The 25,606-nt window shown below is 58.1% G+C and carries 25 protein-coding genes and 1 pseudogene; 19 read left to right on the forward strand and 7 right to left on the reverse strand.

Annotated elements, in window-relative coordinates; translation table 11 throughout:
- Window positions 1–197 precede the first annotated feature (197 nt).
- From M0412_RS10015 to motA, 7 genes are all read right to left on the reverse strand, one after another.
- Complete coding sequence (locus M0412_RS10015; protein WP_269698654.1) at window positions 198–1,514, reverse strand: flagellin; 1,317 nt, start codon at window positions 1,512–1,514, stop codon at window positions 198–200.
- A 297-nt stretch (window positions 1,515–1,811) separates the two neighbouring features.
- Window positions 1,812–2,249, reverse strand: a complete 438-nt coding sequence (locus tag M0412_RS10020) for a hypothetical protein (protein ID WP_142841134.1) — start codon at window positions 2,247–2,249, stop codon at window positions 1,812–1,814.
- 5 nt (window positions 2,250–2,254) lie between these two features.
- Window positions 2,255–3,337, reverse strand: a complete 1,083-nt coding sequence (gene flhB / locus M0412_RS10025; RefSeq protein ID WP_142841133.1) for a flagellar biosynthesis protein FlhB — start codon at window positions 3,335–3,337, stop codon at window positions 2,255–2,257.
- Between the two features lie 127 nt (window positions 3,338–3,464).
- The gene (fliG, locus tag M0412_RS10030) at window positions 3,465–4,508 is read right to left on the reverse strand and encodes a flagellar motor switch protein FliG (RefSeq protein ID WP_046800589.1); all 1,044 of its coding nucleotides are present in this window, start codon (window positions 4,506–4,508) and stop codon (window positions 3,465–3,467) included.
- Between the two features lie 27 nt (window positions 4,509–4,535).
- Window positions 4,536–5,075, reverse strand: coding sequence for a flagellar motor switch protein FliN (fliN, locus tag M0412_RS10035; RefSeq protein WP_269698655.1), 540 nt, complete (start codon window positions 5,073–5,075; stop codon window positions 4,536–4,538).
- Window positions 5,076–5,139: 64 nt separating this feature from the next.
- The gene (locus M0412_RS10040; protein ID WP_269698657.1) at window positions 5,140–6,099 is read right to left on the reverse strand and encodes a FliM/FliN family flagellar motor switch protein; all 960 of its coding nucleotides are present in this window, start codon (window positions 6,097–6,099) and stop codon (window positions 5,140–5,142) included.
- Complete coding sequence (gene motA, locus M0412_RS10045; RefSeq protein WP_046800586.1) at window positions 6,096–6,968, reverse strand: flagellar motor stator protein MotA; 873 nt, start codon at window positions 6,966–6,968, stop codon at window positions 6,096–6,098. Before motA ends, M0412_RS10040 begins: the two co-directional genes overlap by 4 nt.
- 185 nt (window positions 6,969–7,153) lie before the next feature.
- Between motA and M0412_RS10050 the strand changes: the two genes are divergently transcribed.
- The 19 genes and pseudogenes from M0412_RS10050 to M0412_RS10140 all read left to right on the forward strand — a co-directional run bounded on the left by M0412_RS10050 (window position 7,154) and on the right by M0412_RS10140 (window position 25,419).
- On the forward strand, window positions 7,154–7,933 hold the full coding sequence (locus M0412_RS10050; RefSeq protein ID WP_269698865.1) for a DUF1217 domain-containing protein: 780 nt from the start codon (window positions 7,154–7,156) through the stop codon (window positions 7,931–7,933).
- A gap of 1 nt (window position 7,934) precedes the next feature.
- The gene (gene flgF / locus M0412_RS10055) at window positions 7,935–8,669 is read left to right on the forward strand and encodes a flagellar basal-body rod protein FlgF (protein WP_269698658.1); all 735 of its coding nucleotides are present in this window, start codon (window positions 7,935–7,937) and stop codon (window positions 8,667–8,669) included.
- Window positions 8,670–8,680: 11 nt separating this feature from the next.
- Entirely contained in the window at window positions 8,681–10,087 is a 1,407-nt protein-coding gene (gene fliI, locus M0412_RS10060) for a flagellar protein export ATPase FliI (protein ID WP_269698659.1), read from the forward strand.
- A gap of 4 nt (window positions 10,088–10,091) precedes the next feature.
- Complete coding sequence (locus tag M0412_RS10065; RefSeq protein ID WP_269698660.1) at window positions 10,092–10,655, forward strand: hypothetical protein; 564 nt, start codon at window positions 10,092–10,094, stop codon at window positions 10,653–10,655.
- 161 nt (window positions 10,656–10,816) lie between these two features.
- A complete protein-coding gene (gene flgB / locus M0412_RS10070) occupies window positions 10,817–11,209 on the forward strand; it encodes a flagellar basal body rod protein FlgB (RefSeq protein WP_046800582.1) in 393 nt (130 codons plus the stop codon).
- A gap of 3 nt (window positions 11,210–11,212) precedes the next feature.
- Window positions 11,213–11,632 (forward strand): flagellar basal body rod protein FlgC, encoded by a 420-nt coding sequence (gene flgC, locus M0412_RS10075; RefSeq protein ID WP_046800581.1) that lies wholly within the window; start codon window positions 11,213–11,215, stop codon window positions 11,630–11,632.
- Entirely contained in the window at window positions 11,629–11,964 is a 336-nt protein-coding gene (locus tag M0412_RS10080) for a flagellar hook-basal body complex protein FliE (protein ID WP_046800580.1), read from the forward strand. The genes flgC and M0412_RS10080 overlap by 4 nt, the downstream gene beginning before the upstream one ends.
- Window positions 11,965–11,982: 18 nt before the next feature.
- Entirely contained in the window at window positions 11,983–12,771 is a 789-nt protein-coding gene (gene flgG / locus M0412_RS10085) for a flagellar basal-body rod protein FlgG (RefSeq protein ID WP_003503427.1), read from the forward strand.
- 20 nt (window positions 12,772–12,791) lie between these two features.
- Entirely contained in the window at window positions 12,792–13,280 is a 489-nt protein-coding gene (gene flgA, locus M0412_RS10090; RefSeq protein WP_142841122.1) for a flagellar basal body P-ring formation chaperone FlgA, read from the forward strand.
- Window positions 13,281–13,342: 62 nt separating this feature from the next.
- Window positions 13,343–14,398 (forward strand): annotated as a pseudogene (locus tag M0412_RS10095) (flagellar basal body P-ring protein FlgI); the annotation flags it as partial.
- Window positions 14,395–14,931: a MotE family protein gene (locus M0412_RS10100; RefSeq protein ID WP_046800577.1), complete on the forward strand. Its 537-nt coding sequence runs from the start codon at window positions 14,395–14,397 to the stop codon at window positions 14,929–14,931. The pseudogene M0412_RS10095 and the gene M0412_RS10100, both read left to right, overlap by 4 nt.
- Window positions 14,928–15,647: a flagellar basal body L-ring protein FlgH gene (gene flgH, locus M0412_RS10105; protein WP_046800576.1), complete on the forward strand. Its 720-nt coding sequence runs from the start codon at window positions 14,928–14,930 to the stop codon at window positions 15,645–15,647. Before M0412_RS10100 ends, flgH begins: the two co-directional genes overlap by 4 nt.
- A 27-nt stretch (window positions 15,648–15,674) precedes the next feature.
- Window positions 15,675–16,178, forward strand: coding sequence for a flagellar basal body-associated FliL family protein (locus tag M0412_RS10110; RefSeq protein ID WP_137083474.1), 504 nt, complete (start codon window positions 15,675–15,677; stop codon window positions 16,176–16,178).
- A complete protein-coding gene (gene fliP / locus M0412_RS10115) occupies window positions 16,175–16,912 on the forward strand; it encodes a flagellar type III secretion system pore protein FliP (protein ID WP_052817083.1) in 738 nt (245 codons plus the stop codon). Before M0412_RS10110 ends, fliP begins: the two co-directional genes overlap by 4 nt.
- Window positions 16,913–17,285: 373 nt before the next feature.
- Window positions 17,286–18,488, forward strand: a complete 1,203-nt coding sequence (locus M0412_RS10120; RefSeq protein WP_269698668.1) for a flagellin — start codon at window positions 17,286–17,288, stop codon at window positions 18,486–18,488.
- 586 nt (window positions 18,489–19,074) lie between these two features.
- Window positions 19,075–20,415: a flagellin gene (locus M0412_RS10125; RefSeq protein ID WP_142841116.1), complete on the forward strand. Its 1,341-nt coding sequence runs from the start codon at window positions 19,075–19,077 to the stop codon at window positions 20,413–20,415.
- Between the two features lie 269 nt (window positions 20,416–20,684).
- On the forward strand, window positions 20,685–22,022 hold the full coding sequence (locus M0412_RS10130; RefSeq protein ID WP_142841114.1) for a flagellin: 1,338 nt from the start codon (window positions 20,685–20,687) through the stop codon (window positions 22,020–22,022).
- A gap of 435 nt (window positions 22,023–22,457) precedes the next feature.
- The gene (locus M0412_RS10135; RefSeq protein ID WP_269698671.1) at window positions 22,458–23,822 is read left to right on the forward strand and encodes a flagellin; all 1,365 of its coding nucleotides are present in this window, start codon (window positions 22,458–22,460) and stop codon (window positions 23,820–23,822) included.
- A gap of 259 nt (window positions 23,823–24,081) precedes the next feature.
- The gene (locus M0412_RS10140) at window positions 24,082–25,419 is read left to right on the forward strand and encodes a flagellin (RefSeq protein WP_269698672.1); all 1,338 of its coding nucleotides are present in this window, start codon (window positions 24,082–24,084) and stop codon (window positions 25,417–25,419) included.
- The last annotated feature ends 187 nt before the right edge of the window (window positions 25,420–25,606 follow it).

The raw sequence follows: 25,606 nt of genomic DNA on the forward strand, positions 1-25,606 counted from the left end.
CGATTTAAGCCGTTTGGCGGCACCACCGTCATCCTTGCTACCCTGTCCGTCTCTTCCATTACTCCGGCCGGATCACGCCATGCGATCCAGCCGATATTGCCCCGACGTTAGGTGTTCAAACTTGTGCGAGGATGAAGGCGGCCTGTTCCGGAAGCCCGCGCCTTGTCTCCGCACCTGCCCACGCCGGGCCAAACCCGTTACTTGAAGAGCTGGAGGATATTTTCCGCGTTGGCATTGGCGATCGAAAGCGACTGGATGCCGAGCTGCTGCTGCGTCTGCAGCGCCTTCAGCCTGGTCGATTCCTCGTTCATATCCGCATCGACGAGGCGTCCAATACCCTTGTCGATCACGTCCATCAGGCTCGAAACGAAGTTTTCCTGCATATCGATGCGGCTCTGCAGCGAACCAAGGCTGGATGCCGCGCTGGTCATCGCTTCAAGCTGTCCGTCGACAAAGGACATCATCGCATCCAGCACATCGGCTTCGGTATATTGCTCTCCGGTCATCGTTCCCATTTTCTGGGCGAGGTCGGTCAGCTTGTTGATGTCGAGCGTCGATACCGAGATGCCCAGTTTACGGGTGTCGGGATCGACTGCCGAGGAAATGTCGTAGTACCAGTTGGTGTTCGGCGATGTCGTCGTTGCGACCGGAGTGGTGCTGTCGGTGGTTGGAGCAGTGGCACTTGCCGGATCCGTAGAGGTAAGTTTTACCCAGACGTCGTCACCGATCTTCAAATATCCCTGGGTACTGCCAGCATTCGTATAAATGCCCGTTGACTTGAGACTGAAGCCGGCCAAAGCAGCGACTTCGCTATCCTTCAACGTAGCAACCACATAATTCTTGTCGGTCACTGTAGGAAGTGCGGGTAAAGCGGGTGTGTCCGTCGTGCGCATCGTCACTGACGTTTCGTTCTTGCGGAGGAAGCGGGCCTCGGTGTCGAGAATGCCGAATTTTCCGCCGCTCAGATCGAACAGTACGGTGCTCGAATCAAGCGAGTAATCGACCGTCGTTACGCCCACCGCGCCAGCAGCGGTGCGGGTAAACGAGGCAACGATCTTCTTGATGGTCGGCTCTTCGGCCGCCGGCGTCTTGCCATCGCCGATTTTCGCCTGGAGCCAGTTCTCACCGGAGAACGACGCCGATTCTGAAATGCTTTTCAGCTGATCCTGAAGCTGCTTGATTTCTTCCTGGATCTTCGTTCGGTTGCTGCCCACACCATAGGCGGCGACCAGCTTCGCCTTCAGCGACTTCACCGTTTCGATGGCGCTTTCAACGGCCTCGAAGGCGGTATCGACCTTGGCGGCTCCCAGACCCAGCGCATCCTGAACGGCCGAAAGCGCCGTGTTGTCCGAGCGCATGGTCGTGGAGATAGACCAATAGGCCGCGTTATCCGCCGCAGTCTCGACACGGTAACCGGAAGAGACACGCGCCTGCGTTGTCTCAAGGCTCTTGTCGATCATGCGCAAGGTTTGCAGCGCGGCCATTGCCGCCGCATTGGTCATAATGCTGGTCATGGGTTCCACCCAATTCAAAATGTCAGAAGAAATCCGGCGCAGCGCCGAAAACGAGCAGGAGCATCATGCGCATCGGCGATGGTTGAAATGAGCCACCGCGACCTGCCGTTCGTTAACAAATCGTTAATTCGATAGGTACCAAACAACAACGCTGATTTGCAAGGCGTTCCTCGCTTCCCCAGTCGGTTTTGCGCAAAGCGGCAGGCTTCAGGCAAGGTCGGGCGAAAAAGCGATCAAACAAAACCGTTGCGACCGCCATTTCGGCAGTCGCAACGGATAATCATCCGGTGGTGATATTCAGGCCGCCTCGCCCTGGCGGGTCGCAACGAATCGGGCCGCCATCAGGCTTCTGCGCAGGAACTCGGTGTTCTCATCCGGGTTTTCCGACGGGTTCTGAAACGAAACATGATTGATCTCGACCGCCGCATGTTCATTGGCGAGGATCAATTGTGCGTAGACCGTGGCACCCTTCGGTTTGATTTCGAGATCGAGAACGATCTCCGGGGCGCCTTCCCATTCGAGCTTGTATTCGCCACCCGCACCAAAATTGATCGTGCCGGGATGATAATAAAGCTCAGCGGCGGAAGAAACGAGGTCGGCGATGCTGCCATAGCACTCGAATCGGAGCAGCGAAATCAGGTCTGCCGGGTCTAGCAATCGTAATTCGGTAGCGATCGGGTTGATCGCCTCTGCGACGATCATTTCCCGCTGTTCAGAATAGGCGGATTTTTTCATTGGTTTTATTGAACCCGTATTTTCGATGACTTCATGGCGTAAACCCGATGAACGAGCTCAGCCACAGCCTTATAAAAGGCTGGTGGAATCACACTATCGATCGAGACTTGCGCAAACATGGAGCGTGCGAGCGGTGGGTCTTCAAAAACTGGGATATTGTTTGCTTCCGCAATCTCGCGGATTTTCAATGCGATAAGGTCCTGGCCCTTGGCGACGACGACAGGCGCGTCACCTTCTTCGCGCACGTAACGAAGCGCCACCGCAAAGTGTGTCGGGTTGGCGATGACAAGTGTTGCGCGCGGCACATTGTTGATCATGCGGCGGCGGGCGCGATCGCGGGCGATCGAACGCTGGCGGGATTTGACCACGGGGTCACCCTGCGATTGCTTGTATTCTTCCTTCACCTCGTGCTTCGTCATCTTCAGCTGGCTGAACCAGTGGTGGCGCGTCCACAAGAGATCGACGGCGGCAAGCAATGCGGTCGAAAGCAGGATCACGACCATCATTTTTTTGACGATCTCGACGACCCTGACGAAAATCACCTGCGGATCGGAAAACATCAGGTCGATGAGACTGTAGAAATCGCCGCGCAGCGACATGAACATGATGATCGAGACGATCAATATCTTGAACAGCGACTTGCCGAATTCGACGAAACCCTGCTTGCTGTAGATACGCGTGAACCCCTTTGCCGGCGAGATGCGCGACCATTGCGGACGCACCCTCTCAAGCACTGGCGATGGCAGGTTCTGAAGAAACGACGAGGCAAGGCCGAAGACGATGAACATGATCATGGCCGGCATGAGCAGATAGGCCATGGACGTGCCGAGGAAATAAAGCAACGACAGGGCATCAGGCCGGGTGCTCAAGTCCCATTGTTCGGGCTGACCGAACAGGTCTTTCAGCGTGACGCCAAGCCGGCCGGCGCCATCGGGCAAAAAGAAGACCAGATAACAGTAAAAGGCGAGCGACGAGGCAAAGATCGGCACTTCCCGAGAGAAGGGAAGATTGCCCTTCTCAGCCGCATCGCGGAGCTTTTTCTCCGTCGGGGCTTCTGTTTTACTGTCCTTGTCCTCATCGTCTGCCAAGGCACGTTCCCGGGATCAAAAAAAGGCCCGCCGATCCCGGCAGGCCGTCATCCCGAAACTAACGCCCGAGACCGGCCATCGCAATGGCCGGTTCTGTCCAAAGCGCGGGTTATCAACCGGCTTCCGCTCAAGCGGCGGCCGATTGTTCTTCCGCACCGGCTTCCTTCAGCTGGATCTGGCCGGAATTGGCCAGACGGATCGCTTCCTGGGCGACCGCGCGGCGGGCAATCGCCACTTCGCGGGTATTGACCGAGGCCTGCGGTACGGCAAGATCCGATTCGATCATGCGGCGCTGGCGTGGGCTGATGCTGGACAGCACACATTCCTTGATTTCCATCGTGGCGCCACGCAGCGCCATGGTCAGAACGTCGGCCGAAACATCGTTGAGCAGCATGACGCGGCTGCGCTGCGGCATGAACATGAGGTCGTCGAAGAGGAAGATCTTCGGCTTGACCTTGTTTGCGGCTTCCTTGCTGAGCGTCTCGAGCGAGCTGAGCAACGTATCGACCTGCGGCTTTTCCAGCTCGTTCATCAGATCGGCAACCTTCGTGGAGCCGCCCGCATTGCGTTCCGCCTCGATCTCGTTGATCAGATTGATCACACGCTTCTCGATGATCTGGGCAGCCGTCGGGCTCACTTCCTTCATGTTCACCGTGCGATTCATGATATCGGCGCGCTGCTCTTCGGGAATGGTCAGGAGAACCTTGGCACCGAAGGACGAGGGCAGCATGGAGAGGATATAGGCGATGGTCTGGGGATGCTCGCGCAGCAGGAACTTGCCGACGAATTCCGGCTCCGCCTCCTGCAGGCGATCCCAGATCGAGGCTTCATAGGCCTGGAAGGCGGCACGGCGGCCAAGCAGGCTGTCCACCTCTTCAGGGGTCAGTCCTTCTTCGAGAATGCTTTCAATTGCCTTGGCATTGTCCATGAGACCCGTTCCTTCGGTGAACAGGTCTTCGAACTCCGCCACGATCTGCGCGAGTTCATCCGGAGGAATGACGCGCAGGGTCTGGGCCGAGGAAATGATCATCTGCAATTCGTGCTGCGTGAAAAACTTCAGCAGCTTGCCGGCGACGCCCTTGCCCATGGCAAGCAGCACCGCGGCCGCCTTGTCGGCCTGAGACAACGGCTTGCCCGCAAGGGGGTTACCGAAATCCTCGAAGTCCATCATGGTCTTTCCTCTCCGTCCCCACAGGGATCAGGCTTTTCTGGTACTCATTACTTCAATCAATTTTACGCCGAAGCGCGTATCGTCGTCTTCAAGTACCGTTATCTCACCGCGCGCAATACGGCGGCCATTCACCATGATCTCGACCGGCTCGCCAATCTTGCGGTCAAGCGCAATCGTCGCACCCTCTTCAAGGCTCATCAGCCCCGAAACCAGCATACGGCTGGTGCCGAGAACGATCTGGACATCGATCGGGATGTCCATGATCAGTTCCATGTTTTCGGACAATCCGCTGCCAAGCGGCGCCTTCACACCCGCGACCTGCGGGGCGGCAGCAAAATCATCCATTCCAAAATCGGCCGCTCCGCCACCGAAGGCAGAAAGGTCGGTTTCCGTGGAAGCATCATCCGTGCTTCCGAAATCGCCGAAGTCGCCAAAATCGGACAGCGAACCTTCTGCATCCGTCTTGAGGACGCCACGCAGATCGCCGATAGCCTGGTCGAGGTCGCCGGCATCTTCCAGCGACGGCAGCTCCGCATCATCGGTCACAGGTGTTTTCTTCGTAGCCATGCGCTGATTATTCCCTTTGAAACTTGCGTCAGCCTGCCCAGAGCCCCGAAAGGGCGGGCAGGATTTAACCCATCAGATGTCGCAAAATCTCGTCGTCCGTGCTGACATTGTTCTTCACCCGAACCATGTAGCGCTCACCGGACTTGCCGAATTCGCAATTATAGAGCTTGGAGCCGTTGGCGCTGACCTCGACGCCGATATCGTCCTGCTTCAGATCCTGAAACGGAATGACATCGCCGGCCACCAGTTTGGAAATCGTCCGCAAGGTCAGCGTTTCGAGCTTGATGCGCGCCTCGAGCGTTACCTGCGATCTCTTCACCTGCTGCGAGATCATCTCCATCCATTCCTCCTGCTTCTTCAGCGCCTGGGCCGAAGCCTTGGGTGCGACGATGGAGGTCTTGAGCAGTGGCCGCTGCGGCACGATGAGAGAAAACTCCGATGAAACCTTGCCGATATCGATCTTCATGCGGATGGTGACGCCGTAAAGGCCGGCAATCATCTCGTCGAAGGCGCTTTTTCCATTGGCACTGAACGGCGGGTCGATTGTCGCCTCGAAACCGCCCGGCGCGTTGACGCCGGAACGCAGTACGCCCGCGATGCGGCCAAGAACCATGGCCGCAAGGTCAAGCTCGATGTGCGACAGGTTGCGCTCGTCGGGTTCGCCGATGGTGTCGGGTGCCGCACCCAGCATGCGCTCCATGAGCGCGATGACAAAGCCGTTGCCGACCGCCATCATGAAATTGGGGCACCAGTTGCGCAGCGAACAATCGGCAACCGATACATTCTGACCGACATTGGCGATGAGATCGGTCATCAGCCCCGATTCGGAACCGATATATTCGACGTCGATCGCGATGCCGGTCTCGCTGTGAAAGATATCGGGCAGGAATTCGCTGTAGAGATGACCGATATCGGAGCCGATCCTGGCGATCGTCTTGCGGTCGGAAAGTCCTCCCGTCAGCTTCGCAAGCAGGGCGGTGTCGATGGCGGGGGCTCTTTGCGCTGCAGCTTTTGCCATGGTCATGCCGCCTTGTTTTCGCCGCCGGGATTCATCATCTCCTGCTCGACGGCGTCGATGGACGGCCGCTCGTAGTTGGAGATGGTCTTGCGGCCATATTCAAGCGCGACCTGCGGCACCGAGCCGTTCATGTAGGCGATCAGCGTCTGCTTGACGATGATGTAGAGGCGGTGCTGCTTGGAGCGGACGATCTTGACCTGCGATGCGAGCGGGTTGCAGATCGAGTAGGACAGGATGATGCCGAGCATGGTGCCGACGAGTGCGGCGCCGATGAGGCCACCCAGCACTTCGGGCGATTCGTTGATCTTGCCCATGGCCTTGATGACGCCGAGAACCGCCGCGACGATACCGATGGCGGGGAAGGAATCGCCCATGGTGGTGATCGCGTGGTATGGCTTCAGCTTGTCGTAGAGGATGGTTTCGATTTCTTCATCCATCAACGCCTCGATTTCGTGGCTGCGGGCATTGCCGATGATGATGAGGCGAACGTAGTCGCAGATGAACGAGGTCAGTTCCTTGTTCTTCAGAACCGAGGGCGCCGACTGGAAGATCGAGGATTCTTCCGGATTGTCGATATGCGCTTCGATCTCGTTGCGCGATTTCGTGCGCAGGTCGCGCATCAGCGAATAAAGCACGCCGAGCACGTCGAGATAGTTGCGCTCTTTCGGGACCGAGTGTTTGAAGGCCTCGCCGAGCGCCTTGCCCGAATCCTTCACGACCTTCATCGGGTTCGCCATGATGAAGCCGCCAAGCCCCGCTCCGCCGATAATCAACAGTTCGAACGGCTGAATGAGGACGTCCAGATGGCCGCCCATCGCCATGTAGCCGCCGATGATGCAGCCGAAGGTGATTATAAGTCCAATTACAATATTCATTGATCGACCACGCCCGAACAGTGTTCCATGCCGCCATCTCTAGAAAATGTGGCTTGCGTGAACCTGTCCGCTACGCCTCTTTCATGCTCCTCCGGCAACCAGTTTCGCACAAGCAAGCTACGGCAATATGCCGGCAAAGGCGGACGTGCGCCTTGAGATCGGGATCAAACGAGAGCGGCGGTTCAGTGACTTCCACCTACACCAGCTACAGACTGATCAGTCAGGACATCGGTAAATCGCTTGAGCGCGTGTCGAAGCAGCCTGACGTGGCGCGCGAAACCGAATATTACCGGGCAAAAATCGGCGATGTGAAATCCATCGACGACTTCATGGCCGATACACGCCTTTATAATTACGCGCTGAAAGCCCACGGCCTTGAGGACATGGCCTATGCGAAAGCCTTCATCCGCAAGGTGCTGACGGAAGGCACCTCGGACAAGAATGCCTTCGCCAACAAGCTTTCCGACAATCGTTATGCGGATCTGGCGAAATCGCTGAATTTTGCCGAGCTGGGAAAAGCTGCGACCACGACCGAGGCGGCACAATCGGGCACCATAGAGAAATATGCCCGCCAGACGCTGGAGCAGACAGCCGGCGATGACAATAACGGCGTCCGGCTTGCCCTTTATTTCGAGCGCAAGGCGCCGACGATCAAATCAGGCATGGATTTCCTGGCCGATGACGCGCTCGCGCAGGTGTTCCGCACAGCCTTCAACCTGCCTGACGAATTTGCCGCTGCAAGCGTCGAGAAACAGGCCGCTCTCATCGAAAAATCAGTCAAGATCAAGGATCTGCAGGATCCTGAAAAGGTCGGCAAGCTGCTGGAGCGTTTCACCATCATGTGGGAAATGCAAAACCCCTCAACGACCTACGACCCCCTGGCCGTTTTCGGCTCCTCCAGCGGCTACGGCATTTCCCCGGACCTGCTGATTTCCATCAACTCCCTGAAACTCGGAGGCAAATGATATGCAATCCGGACTATATGTCGCCCTGTCCTCGCAGATCGCGCTGGAGCGCCGTCTCACCACCATTTCCGATAATATGGCGAATGTGAACACGGTCGGCTTCCGCGGCTCCGAAGTGAAATTCGACGAAATGGTCGCCAAGAACCACAATGACATGAATGCCAAGGTGGCCTTCGTTTCACAGGGCAACGACTATCTCTCCACCCGCCAGGGCGCTTTCGAGCAGACCGGCAATTCCTTCGACTTCGCCATCAAGGGCGACGCCTGGTTCTCGATGGAAACGCCTGATGGCCAGATTCTCAGCCGCGACGGTCGTTTCACCATGCGCCCGGACGGCGCGCTGATCTCGTCGAACGGTTATCCCGTCCTTGATGCGGGTGGCGGCCCCATCCAGCTCAATCCGAATGGCGGACCGATCACAGTCGGCCTCGACGGTGCCATCAGGCAGAACGAGAATATCGTCGCCACGCTCGGCATCTTCAGGGCAGATTTCTCGCAAGGTTTCCTGCGCCATCCCAATAGCGGCGTGAAGCCCGTGGCCCAGCCGATACCGGTCGTCAACGATCACGAGGTCGGCGTCGTTCAGGGCTATCTCGAACAGTCGAACGTCAACGGCATTTCCCAGATGACGCAGCTCATTCAGGTCAACCGGGCCTTTGAGAGCATTTCCTCGCTGATGCGCGATACCGAATCCACCTTCGGCGAAGGCATCAAGACGCTTGGCGGCGCGCGTTAAGGAACTGAGCAATGACAATGCCGGAAACCATGCTCTCGGCTGAGGCTATTTCACCGAAGCTTGCCCAACTGGCGAGCCTCGCCGGACACTATGCCGATCCGGAGTTTTCGGTGGCGCCGGGCGGCCATGTCCGCACCATCGCCGCCGGACACTATACGGTTTCCGGCCTGTCGCGGCATGTGAGGCTTGGCGAGTTCGTCGCCCATCGCAGCACGACAGGCATCCATCTCGGCGAAGTCGTGCGTGTGGAGCCGGATATCTGTTACGTCTGCCCCATCGAACCCGGTGAACCGATCGGCATCCACGACACCGTCATCCGCAAGGGCGCTTTCCGCGTCGCGCCTGACGACAACTGGTGCGGGCGCACCATCAATGCACTTGGCGAATCTATCGACGGCCAGGGGCCGCTTTCCTCGGGTACCGAGCGCCGGTCGATCTCCAACAACGCGCCGCCATCCATGACGCGCAAGCGTGTGGAGACGCCTTTCAAGACCGGCGTGCGGGCAATCGATATTTTCTCTCCCTTGTGCCTCGGCCAGCGCCTCGGCATTTTCGCCGGTTCGGGCGTCGGCAAATCCACGCTGCTGTCGATGCTCGCCAAGGCCGACGCTTTCGACAAGGTAGTGATTGCGCTGGTCGGCGAACGCGGACGCGAAGTGCGCGAATTCATCGAAGACACGATGGGCGAGAATATGAGCAAGTCCATCGCTGTCGTTGCGACGAGCGATGAAAGCCCGATGCTGCGCAAGATGGCGCCGCTTTCCGCCGTCACCATTGCCGAGCACTTCCGCGACAAGGGCGACAACGTCCTTCTCATCATCGACAGCGTCACCCGTTTTGCCCATGCGATCCGCGAAGTGGCGGTTGCCTCCGGCGAGCCGCCGGTGGCGCGCGGTTATCCGGCCTCGGTCTTTACCGAACTGCCGCGCCTTCTGGAACGGGCGGGACCGGGCGCCGAAGGCACCGGCACCATCACCGCCATCGTCTCCATTCTGGTCGATGGCGACAACCACAACGATCCGATCGCCGATTCGACCCGCGGTATTCTCGACGGCCATATCGTGCTGGATCGAAGCCTTGCCGAAGAAGGCCGTTATCCGCCGATCAATCCGCTCGCCTCGATCTCGCGTCTCGCTAAGAAGGCATGGACGCCGGACCAGGAAAAGCTGGTCTCGCGCCTGAAGGCGCTGGTGCATCGCTTCGAGGAAACGCGGGATCTGCGGCTCATCGGCGGTTACCGGCCCGGCACCGATCCCGATCTCGACATGGCGGTAAAGCAGGTGCCGATCATCTACGAAACGCTGAAACAGCTTCCAAACGAACCGGCCGCGCAGGACGCCTATGCCGATCTCGCGACGGCGCTGCGTGGCGGAGTGCAGAACAATCAGCCGCAGGTAAACCCGAGAATGAGAGGCTGACGCCGTGAAAAAGAAAAAGATCGACAATGGCGACGTCGAGGATGCACGGCCGCAGCCGCCTTTCTTCACGCTCGACCGCATTCTGGCCTGGACGGGAATTGGGCTTGCCGCAGCGGCCGCCTTTTTCCCCTGGTATGTGTTCTTCAATGAAGACAAGTTTGGGATAAAGGTGGCGGGCGGTGACCGCACACGCGACCTGCCCCACACCGGCCCCCGCGAAGTCTTCAGCGTTTCGCCTATGGCCATGACCAACCGCAACAAGGAAGACATGCCGCCGCCGGCCGAACTACCTGACATGCTGACGACGGCGACAGTCAACGCCAGCGGCAAGGAAAAGCAGAACGATCTCGCCGCCCGAGTGGAAGACCAGCCCTTCCCCGGCCAGACGTCGTTCCGCCTGCTGCATGTTTCCAACGGTCGGGCGCTGATCGAGGATGGATCGGGCATGTATATGGTGCGGGTCGGCTCGACATTACCCGACAATGCGCTTCTGACCAAGATCGAGCAACGCGGCGGCGAATGGCAGATCGAAACATCCTCGGGTAAAACTTATCGTCCTGAAAAATAGACGAATTTTCTTCCTTGAAAAAAAGGCGCGCCGCCTCTGCGGACGCGCCTTTTTTGTTTCACAGATGACCGTTCTGCCGCCGTTCGGCGCTTTCGTCCTTGCCCGCAAGTCTGACGCAAGATTAGCCCCTTAGGTTCGGGCCATACGAGATGGAGAAGTCTATGCAACCGATTCAACTGTTCGATCTGGCATCCCGCCAAGCGGAATGGCTGAGCGTGAGGCAGGAAGTCGTGGCGACCAACATCGCCAACGCCAACACCCCCAAGTTCCACGCCAAGGATGTCAGCCCTTTCGAAGCGGTCATGCAGGCCACCAGCCAGCAGGTCGGCATGGCAAAGACCCATCCCGCGCATTTTGGCGCGAGCAACCTCAGCGAAAATATCGCCGTGCGTGACAACCCGGTCAATAACGAGATCGGCATGCAGGAATCCGGCAATTCGGTCGCGCTTGCGGAAGAAATGACCAAGACCGGCGAGATCAAGCGGCAGTACGACCTGAACGCCAATCTGGTCAAATCCTTCCATCGCATGATGCTGATGACGGTTAAGAGGTAAACCATGGATCCCTTGAGTGCGGCGAGCAAGATCGCGGGCAGCGGCCTGGAAGTGCAGTCCACCCGACTGCGCGTCGTGTCCGAAAACATCGCCAACGCCAGATCGACCGGCGACACCCCCGGCGCCGACCCCTATCGCCGCAAGACCGTTACCTTCGGTTCCGAGCTCGACCGCGTCAGCGGCGTGGAGCGCGTGACGGTGAAGAAGCTCGGCGTCGACCGTGGTGACTTCGTCAACGAATATGATCCCGGCAACCCGGCCGCCGACACCAACGGCATGGTGAAGATGCCGAACGTCAACATCCTGATTGAAATGGCCGACATGCGCGAAGCAAACCGCAGCTATGACGCCAACCTTCAGGTCATCCGCCAGACACGCGACCTCGTCGCCTCCACCATTGACCTTCTGAAGGCATCGCAATGATCGACGGCATCAAGCAACTCAGTTCCCTTTCGCTCACGCGCGGCGCAAGCGACATCTCCTCGCTGACGGAAAGCGTTTTCGGCAGCCAGCAGACGACGCCCGCCCAGCAGACGGGCGCAAGCTTCGCGAGCGTTCTCGGCAACGTATCGCTGGATGCGATGAACAACCTGAAGAAGGCGGAAGTCGCCTCCTTCGAAGGCATTCAGGGCAAGGCGAACACGCGTGAAGTGGTCGATGCCGTGCTTTCGGCCGAGCAATCGCTGCAGACCGCCATCGCGCTGCGCGACAAGATCGTGTCGGCCTATCTCGACATTACCAAGATGCAGATCTAGCCCAGCGGGAATATTGATATGAGAGCTCTTGCAATCGCCGCCACCGGTATGGACGCCCAGCAGACCAATCTGGAAGTCATCGCCAACAACATCGCCAACATCAACACCACCGGCTACAAGCGCGCGCGTGCGGAGTTCACCGATCTGCTCTACCAGACCGAGCGCATGCAGGGCGTGCCAAACCGCGCCAACCAGGCGATCGTGCCGGAAGGTGCCAATATCGGTCTCGGCGTACAGACGTCCGCCGTCCGCAACATTCACACCCAGGGCAACCTGATCGAGACCGGCAACAAGCTGGATGTGGCGATCATCGGCCAGGGCTGGTTCCAGATCGAGGCAGCTGACGGTTCGACGCTCTACAGCCGCGCCGGCGCTTTCAACAAGAACGCCGACGGCAATCTGGTGACGGTCGATGGCTATAATGTCATTCCCAACATCAACATCCCGACCGACGCGCAGGACATCACCGTTACCCGCACGGGTCAGGTGACGGCCCGTATCGGCAATGCCGCTGACTTCACCGAACTTGGCCAGCTGACCATTGCCAACTTCGCCAACGAAGCCGGCCTGAAGCCGCTCGGCGACAACCTCTTTGCCCAGACGCCGGCTTCCGGCGACGCGGTCATCGGCGTGCCTGACGATCCGAGCTACGGCTACATCAAGCAATCCTACCTTGAAGGCTCGAACGTCGACGCCGTCAAGGAAATCACCGACCTGATCACGGCGCAGCGCGCCTATGAGATGAATTCCAAGGTCATCACCACCGCTGACGAAATGGCATCGATTGTCAGCAAGAACCTGAAGTAAGAACGGAAAGGCAGGCGGACATGAGGTTTGGCCGAAAAAATAACAGCTGCAGAACGGCGCTCGTCCGTATGTGCCTGGCGTCTGCCTTTTCACTGGTTGCCATGGCGCCGGCTTTCGCCCAGGCGCCGATGGCGTTGGTTCCCACCCGCACCATCTATCCGGGCGAGGCGATTACGCCCGAGCAGGTGAAACCGGTGGAAGTGACCAATCCCAACATTTCCTCAGGTTACGCGACCGATATCAGCGAAGTGGAGGGCATGATCTCCAAGCAGACCTTGCTTCCCGGCCGCACCATTCCGGTTGCGGCATTGCGCGAACCATCGCTGGTGGTGCGCGGCACCAGCGTCAAGCTCGTTTTCACCATCGGCAACATGACGCTGATGGCGTCGGGAACGCCGATGACCGACGGCTCACTGGGTGAAGTGGTTCGGGTGCGCAACATCGATTCCGGCGTGATGGTCAGCGGCACGGTCATGAAGGACGGAACCATTCAGGTGATGGCGAAATGAGATTGCTTCGTATCCTGGCCGCGGCCATTCTGTTTTCGGCCCAGCCGTTCCTTCCCGTACCCGCAGCCCATGCCGATACTTCCCGCATCAAGGATATCGCATCGCTGCAGGCCGGACGCGACAACCAGCTGATCGGATACGGTCTCGTCGTCGGCGTGCAGGGCACGGGCGACAGCCTGCGCTCCTCGCCATTCACCGAACAATCCATGCGCGCGATGCTGCAGAACCTCGGCATCACCACGCAGGGCGGCCAGTCGAATGCCAAGAACATCGCCGCGGTGATGGTGACGGCCAATCTGCCGCCATTTGCCAGCCCCGGCAGCCGTGTCGACGTAACGGTCAGCTCGCTCGGCGACGCCTCTTCGCTGCGCGGCGGCACGCTGATCATGACCTCGCTTTCCGGCGCGGACGGGCAGATCTATGCGGTTGCCCAGGGCGCGCTGATCGTCAACGGCTTTTCGGCGCAGGGCGATGCCGCGACGCTGACACAGGGCGTGACCACATCCGCGCGCGTGCCGAACGGTGCGATCATCGAGCGTGAATTGCCGTCCAAATTCAAGGATTCGGTCAATCTGGTCCTTCAGCTGCGTAATCCCGATTTTTCGACTGCGGTGCGTGTTGCGGACGTTGTCAACGCCTTTGCCCGCGCCCGTTACGGCGATGGTATCGCCGAGCCGCGCGATTCGCAGGAAATCGCGGTGCAGAAACCCCGCACCGCTGACCTCACTCGGCTGATGGCGGAAATCGAGAACCTGACGGTGGAGACGGATACGCCCGCCAAGGTCGTGATCAACGAACGCACCGGCACGATCGTCATCGGCGCGGATGTGCGCATCTCCCGCGTCGCCGTCAGCTATGGAACGCTGACCGTGCAGGTGACGGAATCACCGCAGGTCATCCAGCCGGCGCCCTTCTCGCGTGGCCAGACCGCCGTGCAGCCGCAGACGGACATCATGGCGCTGCAGGAAGGCAGCAAGGTCGCCATCGTCGAAGGTCCCGACCTTCGCACGCTGGTTGCCGGTCTCAACAGCATCGGGCTCAAGGCGGATGGCATCATATCCATCCTGCAAGGCATCAAATCCGCCGGTGCCCTTCAGGCGGAGCTTGTGCTGCAATGATGGAACTTCTTAAAAACCAAGCCCTGCCGAATGGTCTTGTCCGGTTCGCAGCCGTTGCCTCCCTGCTTTTCCTGCTGCCGGCCGCCGGCGCCGAAAGCCAACAGAATGTGGTGTCGGAACTGAGCACGCAGGATGAAATCCAGAAATTCTGCACCAACATTGCCGATGCCGCCCGCGACCAGCGTTACCTGATGCAGAAGCAGGAGCTTGAAAAGCTTCAGGCCGACGTCAACGAGCGCATCTCCGTGCTGGAAGACCGCAAGGCGGAATACGAGGACTGGCTGGCGCGCCGCGAGCATTTCCTCGCCCAGGCGAAAGCCAATCTCGTCGATGTCTACAAGACGATGAAGCCGGATGCCGCCGCACCCCAGCTCGAGAAGATGCATGTGGAGATTGCGGCCGCCATCATCATGCAGCTGCCACCGCGCCAGTCCGGCCTCATCCTCAGCGAGATGGATGCGCAGAAAGCCGCCACTGTCGCCGGCATCATGTCGCAGGCAACCGATAAAAACACTTCGAAGGATCCTTCATGAGCACGCGTCGTCTTCCGGCCCTCCTCCTGCCGCTCGCTCTCCTGGCAGGCTGCCAGAACAACCAGACCCTGAAGGAAATCGGCAACGCACCCGCGATGAGCCCGATCGGCAGCGGTCTGCAATTCAGCCAGACGCCGCAGATGGGCATGTATCCCAAGCAGCCGAAACATATGGCGAGCGGCTATTCGCTGTGGAGCGACAGCCAGGGCGCCTTGTTCAAGGATCTGCGCGCGCTGAATATCGGCGACATCCTGACCGTCAACATCCAGATCAACGACAAGGCCGATTTCGACAACGAGACCGAGCGCAACCGCACCAATTCCAGCGGTCTGAACTGGAAGGCCAAGGCGGAAATCTTCGGCTGGACGCCGGAGGCGGACTCCAACATCAAATACGGATCCGATACCGACACCCAGGCCAAGGGCAAGACCAAGCGTTCCGAAAAGCTGACGCTGATGGTGGCCGCCGTGGTGACCGGCATTCTGGAAAACGGCAACCTCATCATCAGCGGTTCGCAGGAAGTGCGCGTCAACCATGAAATCCGCATCCTCAATGTCGGTGGTATCGTCAGGCCGCAGGATGTCGATGCGCAGAACATGATTTCCTATGAGCGTATCGCCGAGGCCCGCATCTCCTACGGCGGTCGTGGCCGCCTGACGGAAGTGCAGCAGCCCCCGGTCGGTCAGCAGGTCGTCGACCTGTTCTCGCCGCTCTGACGCCGGTTTGCGGGAGCGGGACTGACCATGGAAAACGAACAGGCTGAGAGCAAGAAAAAGTCCTCCCCGGTGGTCATGACCATCGCCGGGGTTGTGATCCTGACGCTGCTCGGTGCGGGCGGTGGCTGGCTGGTGGGCGGCATGATCGCCCCGAAGATCGCCGGCGCGGAAGCCGCAGCGCACGCACCGGCCGCTTCGGGTGAAAAGGGCAAGGCCGCCGAGGGCATCGAGAAAATCTCGGCCGAAGCGAACGGCATCGTCCAGCTCGATCCCATCACCACCAACCTCGCCTACCCTTCGACCAACTGGGTGCGGCTGGAAGTGGCGCTGATGTTCAAGGGGCCGGTGGAAGTCGGGCTGGCGGAGGATATCCACCAGGATATCATGGCCTATGTGCGCACCGTTTCCCTTCAGCAGCTGGAAGGGCCGCGCGGCTTTCAATATCTTAAGGATGACATTCAGGAACGAGTTGACCTGCGCTCGCAAGGGCGCGTATCCAAGGTCATGTTCCGGACCTTTGTCATCGAATGATTCGATTTCTTGTAACCATCGCCGTCCTCCTCGCCTTGCCGGGCCTTGCCAACGCCCAGCAATTTCCGTCCGATCTGTTCAATACGCAGATAGACGGATCCGTTGCGGCATGGATCATCCGCACCTTCGGCCTTCTGACGGTTCTCTCCGTCGCACCGGGCATCCTGATCATGGTCACGAGCTTTCCGCGCTTCGTGATCGCCTTTTCGATCCTGCGCTCCGGCATGGGACTGGCCTCTACCCCGTCCAACATGATCCTGCTGTCGATGGCGATGTTCATGACCTTCTACGTCATGTCGCCCACCTTCGACAAAGCCTGGACCGACGGCGTGCAGCCGCTTTTGCAGAACCAGATCAACGAGCAGCAGGCCATAGGACGCATCGCCGAACCCTTCCGCACCTTCATGAACGCCAATACGCGTGACAAGGACCTGAAGCTGTTCGTGGATATCGCCCGCGAGCGCGGACAGGAAGTGATGACCGACAATGTCGTCGATTACCGCGTGCTCGTTCCGGCCTTCATGCTGTCGGAAATCCGCCGCGGTTTCGAGATCGGTTTCCTCATCATCCTGCCGTTTCTGGTCATCGATCTCATCGTCGCCACCATCACCATGGCCATGGGCATGATGATGCTGCCGCCCACCTCGATTTCCCTGCCGTTCAAGATCCTGTTTTTCGTGCTGATCGACGGCTGGAACCTGCTTGTCGGCAGCCTCGTCAGATCGTTCAACTGACGGCATTTGTGCCGAAATAAACTTCGTTAATCCTGTTTGTTAACCCCGCAGCCCCAAGGCAGCGGGGTTTTCGCGTTTTAAGGCTTTGGTTACCAAATTTGCTAGGGGTCGGATAACTATAATCATCAGGCAATAGGTAACCATTTTGAATAACTCCTGAATAACCATAAGTAATTCATCACAAAAGCAACCGCCAAAATTAAGAATTGCGCAATTTTTCGCTGGGAAACTCCAATCCACACACAGCGGGTTTGGTTTCCAGAACATAGTAATTCTGAACCGAGTGGCATGAAGCCGAAACGTTGTGGCCGGTAATACCAAGTCCGGAATGTCCCCACTCCAGTATCTCGTAAAAACAAGGGACACATTTATTATGGCAAGCATTCTTACCAACGCTTCTTCTATGGCCGCTCTCCAGACGTTGCGCACGATCAGCAACAACATGGAATCGACGCAGAACCGCATCTCGACTGGCCAACGCGTCAGCACGGCTTCCGACAACGCCGCTTACTGGTCGATCGCGACCACGATGCGCTCCGACAATGCAGCCCTCGGCTCGGTTTCCGACGCTCTGGGTCTCGGCGCCGCAAAGATCGACACTGCCTATGCCGGTATGGAATCTGCGATCAAGGTCGTTGACCAGATCAAGCAGAAGCTCGTCACCGCCAAGGAATCCACCGCCGACAAGGCAAAGATCCAGGCTGAAATCACCCAGCTCCAGGATCAGCTGACGTCCATCACCTCTTCCGCATCGTTCTCCGGTGAAAACTGGCTGAAGGGCTCGATCGGCAAGGCCGGTGCTGCTGCTGCCGATCTGGCAGTCGGCGTATCGATCGACAAGCAGATCGTTGGCTCGTTCACCCGTGACGCATCTGGCAATGTCCAGACGCAGGCTGTTGATATCAAGCTTGACGGCACGAACGTACTGGTCGACTCCAGCGGCAAAAACCAGGGCCTTCTGGACAAGAACGCTACGAAGGCAACCGTTGCTCAGTGGACGGACGGCAAGTACTACACCGCAACGACGACCCCGCCCGCTGCTGCGACCGCTTCCAAGGTATCGGACAGCGTCTGGACGGACGGTGCCGCTACTCCGAAGTTCTTCAAGGAAGTTGAACCGAACAAGTTCCTGGAAGTAACGGACGCAACCGGTACTGCGCTCGCTGGCACACCGACCGCTCTGACCACGACGGCTGCCGTGTTCGTAACGGACACTTCCGTCTCCAAGGTCGACATCACCAAGCTCGACACCATCAAGACCGGTCTCGGCCTTGCCGCCACGGCGACTAACGAAGACGTACTGGACAGCCTGATCTCGCATGTCGATGGTCAGCTGGAAGGCATGAACTCCGCAGCTGCAAAGCTTGGTGCTCTTTCCTCGCGTATCTCCCTGCAGGAAGACTTCGTCTCCAAGCTGTCGGATACGATGGAAAAGGGTATCGGCCGCCTGGTTGACGCCGACATGAACGAAGAGTCCACCCGCCTCAAGGCTCTGCAGACGCAGCAGCAGCTGGCAATTCAGGCCCTGTCGATCGCCAACAGCGACTCGCAGAACATCCTGTCGCTCTTCCGTTAATCGGACCCAAACGACAAAAACGAGCCGCGCCCGAAAGGGCGCGGTTTTGCTTTATGGGGCGGCCCGCAAACCGCAATATTTCGTTTACCATCCCTGCTTTCAAAGCATTTACCACGATTTGAACGAGGGGCCGTATACCCTCTGAAATTAGGAAATTGGCAAGTACCGGCTGTCAGATTTTGTGCATGGACAAGCGGATAGCCGCTGTCCGGAATGACATGAAACACAGGATCGCAAGCGGTGGCTGACCGTCTTGCAATCAGGTGAAAAGGCAAACGCGACGGAGGCTGACCCAAGCGTATTGTTCCTCTACCAAAGCCGCATCCGGAAACGGGTGCGGCTTTATGGTTTTTTAAGCATTTCCGGTTACACGCGCACGCGCGCAAAGGTTGCGAACCAAATAGTCAGAATGCACTTTTTTAGCGAGTTATTAGATGTTAATTAACTATATGAAGGTTAGCTAAGCCATCGAAACGGTGAGCTAACCTTTAAAAATCAGCCGGTTAGCAGGCATGACGCTGCGCGCTGTTCCCGGTGAAACCGGAATGTCCCTTTTCTAATCAGCCATTCAAGGGGCAAATCTACCATGACAAGCATTCTTACCAACGTCGCAGCCATGTCTGCGCTCCAGACCCTGCGCTCTATCGGCCAGAACATGGAAACGACGCAGGATCGCGTCTCCTCCGGCCAGCGCGTCGGTGAAGCTTCCGACAACGCCGCCTACTGGTCGATCGCGACCACCATGCGTTCCGATAACGGCGCTCTTTCCGCCGTGCAGGACGCTCTCGGCCTCGGCGCCGCCAAGGTTGATACCGCCTATTCCGGCATGGAATCGTCGATTGACGTTGTCAAGGAAATCAAGAACAAGCTGGTTGCCGCCCGCGAACCCGGCGTCGACAAGTCCAAGATCCAGGAAGAAATCTCCCAGCTGCAGGATCAGCTGAAGTCGATCTCCAGTTCCTCGTCCTTCTCCGGCGAAAACTGGCTGCAGGCGAAGATCAGCGACGGCGCCGGTAACCTGACCGACGTCACCAAGCAGGTCGTCGGCTCGTTCATCCGCGACGCTGGCGGCAATGTTTCCGTCAAGACGATCAATGTCGCGCTGACAGCCGACACCGTGCTGTTCGATACGTCTTCGGGCACCGCCGCGAACAAGGCCGGTATCCTTGACACCTTCGCTTATTACTCCAAGTCCGGCACCTACGATCTCTTCAAACTGACTGCCGGCGCTACCGCCGCTACAGCAACGACCAAGGTCGTAGCTGCCGAGACCTATACCGAAGCGCAGCTCAAGGCGAGCGCCCTTGGAAATGGCGCTGCGGTTGCCGACTATGAAGTAATGGCAAACGGCCTGGCGGTCATCAAAAACGCAGCCGCGGGTTCCCCGATTGCCGCAACCGGCACATACCTTAAAGTCGGCGATGACAAGTATGTAAAAATCATCTCGGCAGCTGCCGGCGCCCCCGCCGCCTCCGACGGCCCGACGGCCCCGGTTGTAAACACCTCGATTGGCTCTGTCGGCGGCGTCGCTGTATATCTCGATCAGGGCGCTGCAAGCACTGCAGACAAGCTTGCTTACTCCCTGACATCGCTCGACATCACCAAGGATCTCGTCGGCCCGACCGGTGTGACCCAGACCGCCGAGCAGGCACTCGACACCATGATCTCCTTCGTCGACAAGCAGCTTCAGAGCATGACGTCCGCCGCCGCCGACCTCGGCTCGGTCAAGATGCGCATCGAACTGCAGGAAAACTTCGTCAACAAGCTGACCGACTCGCTCGACAAGGGTATCGGCCGTCTCGTGGACGCGGAAATGAACGAGGAATCCACGCGCCTCAAGGCTCTCCAGACCCAGCAGCAGCTGGCTGTTCAGGCCCTGTCGATCGCCAACAACGACTCGCAGAGCATTCTCTCGCTCTTCCGGTAATCGCAAGCGACATCACTCAAAATGGAAAGCCGCGCCTCGAGCGCGGCTTTTTTCATTCTGATATTTTCAGACTATTCGCATATTAAGATTTTATCGTGAGACGTGAGAATCCTTAGGTCTTCATTAACTATAAGGCGGTTAGCTAGAGCCATCGAAACGGCGAGCTAACCATTAAAAATCAGCCGGTTAGCAGGCATGACGCTGCGCGCTGTTCCCGGTGAAACCGGAATGTCCCTTTTCTAATCAGCCATTCAAGGGGCAAATCTACCATGACAAGCATTCTTACCAACGTCGCAGCTATGTCTGCGCTCCAGACCCTGCGCTCTATCGGCCAGAACATGGAAACGACGCAGGATCGCGTCTCCTCCGGCCAGCGCGTCGGTGAAGCTTCCGACAACGCCGCCTACTGGTCGATCGCAACCACCATGCGTTCCGATAACGGCGCTCTTTCTGCTGTACAGGACGCTCTCGGCCTCGGCGCTGCCAAGGTTGATACCGCCTATTCCGGCATGGAATCGTCCATCGACGTCGTCAAGGAAATCAAGAACAAGCTGGTTGCCGCCCGCGAACCCGGCGTCGACAAGTCCAAGATCCAGGAAGAAATTTCCCAGCTGCAGGATCAGCTGAAGTCGATCTCCAGCTCCTCGTCCTTCTCCGGTGAAAACTGGCTGCAGGCGAAAGTCAGCGACGGCACGGGCAAGCTGACCGACGTCACCAAACAGGTTGTTGGTTCGTTCATCCGTGATTCCGGTGGCAACGTTTCTGTCAAGACGATCAACGTTGCCCTTAGCAACGACACCGTCCTGTTCGATACGTCTTCCGGCGCTGCAAAGGACAAGCAGGGCATCCTCGATTCCTTCGCTTCCTATTCCTCGACCGGCGCTTACAAGAACTTCGAAATTACGACTGGTGTTGGCGCTGCCAAGGCCACCACAGTCAAGGCTGCAATGGTATTCACCGAAGCACAGCTCAAGGGTCTGACGCCCGCTGCTGCTGCTACTCCGGTTACTGCCGTCGCTGATGCGACAACCGGCCTGGTCGTCGTCGCCAACGCGTCGGCAGCCGAGAACGGCGCTTACCTGAAAATCGGTGACGACCAGTTCGTCAAGGTTATGGGTGACGGCACCACCGGCAACGCCACCACTGTTGACACGGCACAGGTTACGGCTGGCACCGTGGCAATCGGCACGACGAAGGATGGCAAGAACGTCTATCTTGAAACCGGCGCCAACAACCAGCTCGCCAAAGCCCTGAACTACTCGCTGACGTCGCTCGACATCACCAAGGATCTCGTCGGCCCGACCGGCGTGACCCTGACCGCCGAGCAGTCCCTCGACGCCATGGTCTCCTTCGTCGACAAGCAGCTCCAGAGCATGACGTCCGCCGCCGCCGACCTCGGCTCGGTCAAGATGCGCATCGAACTGCAGGAAAACTTCGTCAACAAGCTGACCGACTCGCTCGACAAGGGCATCGGCCGTCTCGTGGACGCTGAAATGAACGAGGAATCCACGCGCCTCAAGGCTCTCCAGACCCAGCAGCAGCTGGCTGTTCAGGCCCTGTCGATCGCCAACAACGACTCGCAGAGCATTCTCTCGCTCTTCCGTTAATCGCAAGCGACATCATTCAAATCGGAAAGCCGCGCCTCGAGCGCGGCTTTTTTCGTTTATCGTCCCCCCGAAAGGAATTGAAATTTACCTGGCATTCCGTTTTTCCGCGGACGGCAAAATTGAGCTCACCTCGAGATTATCCAGTAAAAAGCGGGCGAAGCACCAGCCATGGCGTATTGCCATTTGGAACGCCGTATCCGGAGACGGGTGCGGTTATATTATTTTTAACTTTTTTAGATGATTTACACGTAAAAATTTCACAATCACATTTTTACTACTTTAAGTATTTATTAACCATGAAGCGGTTAGCTAGAGCCATCGAAACGGTGAGCTAACCATTAAAAATCAGCAGGTTAGCAGGCATGATGCTGTGCGCCGTTCCCGGTGAGACCGGAATGTCCCTTTTCTAATCAGCCATTCAAGGGGCAATTTATTATGACCAGCATTTTGACAAACGTTGCAGCCATGTCTGCACTCCAGACCCTGCGTTCCATCGGCCAGAACATGGAAGCCACACAGGACCGCGTCTCCTCCGGCCAGCGTGTCGGCGAAGCTTCCGACAACGCCGCCTATTGGTCGATCGCGACCACCATGCGTTCCGACAACGGCGCTCTGTCCGCCGTACAGGACGCCCTTGGCCTCGGCGCTGCCAAGGTTGATACCGCCTATTCCGGCATGGAATCGTCGATCGACGTCGTCAAGGAAATCAAGAACAAGCTGGTTGCCGCCCGCGAACCCGGCGTCGACAAATCCAAGATCCAGGAAGAAATTTCCCAGCTGCAGGATCAGCTGAAGTCGATCTCCAGCTCTTCGTCCTTCTCCGGCGAGAACTGGCTGCAGGCGAAGATCAGCGATGGCACGGGTAAACTGGCCGACATCACCAAGGAAGTTGTCGGCTCCTTTATCCGCGACAACAGCGGCAACGTTTCGGTAAAGACCATCAATGTCGCGCTCGGCAATGACACCGTCCTGTTCGACACGTCTTCCGGCGCTGCGAAGGACAAGCAGGGCATTCTCGACTCTTTCGCCGTCTATTCCTCGACCGGGTCATACAAGAACTTCGAAATCACGACGGGCGTCGGCGCTGCAAAGGCGACTACGGTCAAGGCAGCAGTAGTGTTCAATGAAGCGCAGCTGAAGGCTCTGACGCCTGCAACGGCGGGAACGCCGGTCGCTGTTACCCCTGACGCTACCACCGGCCTCTATGTCGTCACTTTGGGTTCGACGGCAACGGAGAACGGCGCTTACCTGAAGATCGGCGACGATCAATATGTCAAAGTCATGGGTGATGGCACGGCAGCCACCGCTTCAACGGGTACTGCCGCCATCGACACGGCCCAGAAAGCGCTCGGCACTGTCGCGATCGGCACGTCCAAGGATGGTCAGAACGTTTATCTTCAAACAGGAACCGGTAACCAGCTGGCGAAAGCGCTTTCCTACTCTCTGACGTCTCTGAACATCACCAAGGATCTCGTCGGAACGTTGACGAATGCGGACGGTTCCGCACTTTCTGCGAACCAGTATCTCGACGCGATGATCGTATTCGTCGACAAGCAGCTCCAGAGCATGATCTCCGCCTCCGCCGACCTTGGTTCAGTCAAGATGCGTGTCGAACTGCAGGAAAACTTCGTCAACAAGCTGACCGACTCGCTCGACAAGGGTATCGGCCGTCTCGTGGACGCTGAAATGAACGAGGAATCCACGCGCCTCAAGGCTCTCCAGACCCAGCAGCAGCTGGCTGTTCAGGCCCTGTCGATCGCCAACAACGACTCGCAGAGCATTCTCTCGCTCTTCCGGTAATCGCAAGCGACATCACTCAAAATGGAAAGCCGCGCCTCGAGCGCGGCTTTTTCATTATGGTTAAGAGAAATTATTATTTCCTAATTTTTATTAATAGCGATTTAGGCTTTGTTAACCATTCGCCGCCTAAAACCTAGTCATCGAAACGATTGGTTAACCAAGACGAAAAAGAGGTTAACAGGCATCAAGCCGCTCGATCGTTCCCGGCGGCAATCCGGAATGTCCCTTTTCATTTCAGCCAATCAAGGGGCAAATAATTATGACCAGCATTTTGACGAACGTCGCGGCAATGGCCGCCCTGCAGACCCTTCGCGCCATCGGCAGCAGCATGGAAGAAACGCAGTCGCGCGTCTCCTCCGGCCTGCGCGTCAAGACCGCATCCGACAACGCCGCTTACTGGTCGATCGCGACCACCATGCGTTCCGATAATGGCGCTCTGTCCGCCGTGCAGGACGCCCTCGGCCTCGGCGCCGCCAAGGTCGATACCGCCTATTCCGCCATGGAAACCACCGTCGATGTCGTCAAGGAAATCAGCAAGAAGCTGGTTGCCGCCCGCGAAGCAGGCGTCGACAAGGCCAAGATCCAGGAAGAAATCCGCCAGCTTCAGGACCAGCTGAAGAGCATCGGCGAATCCGCCTCCTTCTCCGGCGAAAACTGGCTGAAAGGCAAGATCAGCGACGCCTCCGGTAACCTGACACCCATCACCAAACAGGTCGTCGGCTCCTTCATCCGCGATGGCGCAGGTAACGTCGCCGTCAAGACCATCAACATTCAGGTCGACAACAAGACTGCGCTTTTCGATACGTCCACCGGCGCGACGAAAAACGGCATTCTCGACAGCTCTGCCTATTACTCCGACACCGGCGTTCTGCGCGATTTCGAGATCACGACGACGACACCTGCAGGTGTCGCAACAACCACGCCTTCCACTGCAAAAGTATTTACCCAATCTCAGCTTCTGGGCTTCCCCTCGGGCACGACAACCACGGTTTCCGCTGCAGACGCAACGACCGGCCTCGTAACTGTTGCCGCCGCCACCACTGCACGAAACAACGGCACCTATTTCAAGATCGGTGAAAACGCAGCTGGCGAAGCACTCTATGTGAAGGCCAACAATACGGCACCGACGCCCGCTGGCACCACGGTGACGGCAATTGGCACCGGTGGCTCTTCCAACAACAACATCTATCTCGAAACCGCTGCGGCAACATCGCAGATGGCGCAGAAGCTTGATTACTCGCTGATCGATCTGGACATCACCAAGGACCTCAGCGGCCTGACGGATGCCAAAGGCCAGCCGCTGACAGAGAATGACGGTCTCGACAACATGATCCAGTTCGTCAACACGCAGCTGGAATCGCTCATCAGTGCAAGTGCTGATCTTGGTTCGATCAAGATGCGTCTCGATCTACAGGAAGACTTCGTCTCGAAGCTGACCGACTCCATCGACAAGGGCATCGGCCGCCTCGTTGACGCCGACATGAACGAAGAATCCACCCGACTGAAGGCTCTCCAGACGCAGCAGCAGCTGGCGATCCAGTCGCTCTCCATCGCCAATACCAGCTCCGAAAATATCCTGTCGCTATTCCGCCAGTAAGCGGCGCCCGTTGGCTACGGGCGGTTTCGTCCCGCTCTGGCAGCAGCAGAATATTCGGATATGGAAACCGCGCTTCGCAAGAGGCGCGGTTTTCCGTTTGTCTGGATTTCTGCTCTCTATGGCTTGCAGGAAGCGCTCGGGGAAGTGCGCAAGCAGTGCGCAGCAGGCCAATGCCGCGGCTCTGGAA

Source organism: Agrobacterium sp. O3.4, assembly GCF_041414895.1.
GTDB lineage: Bacteria > Pseudomonadota > Alphaproteobacteria > Rhizobiales > Rhizobiaceae > Agrobacterium > Agrobacterium cucumeris.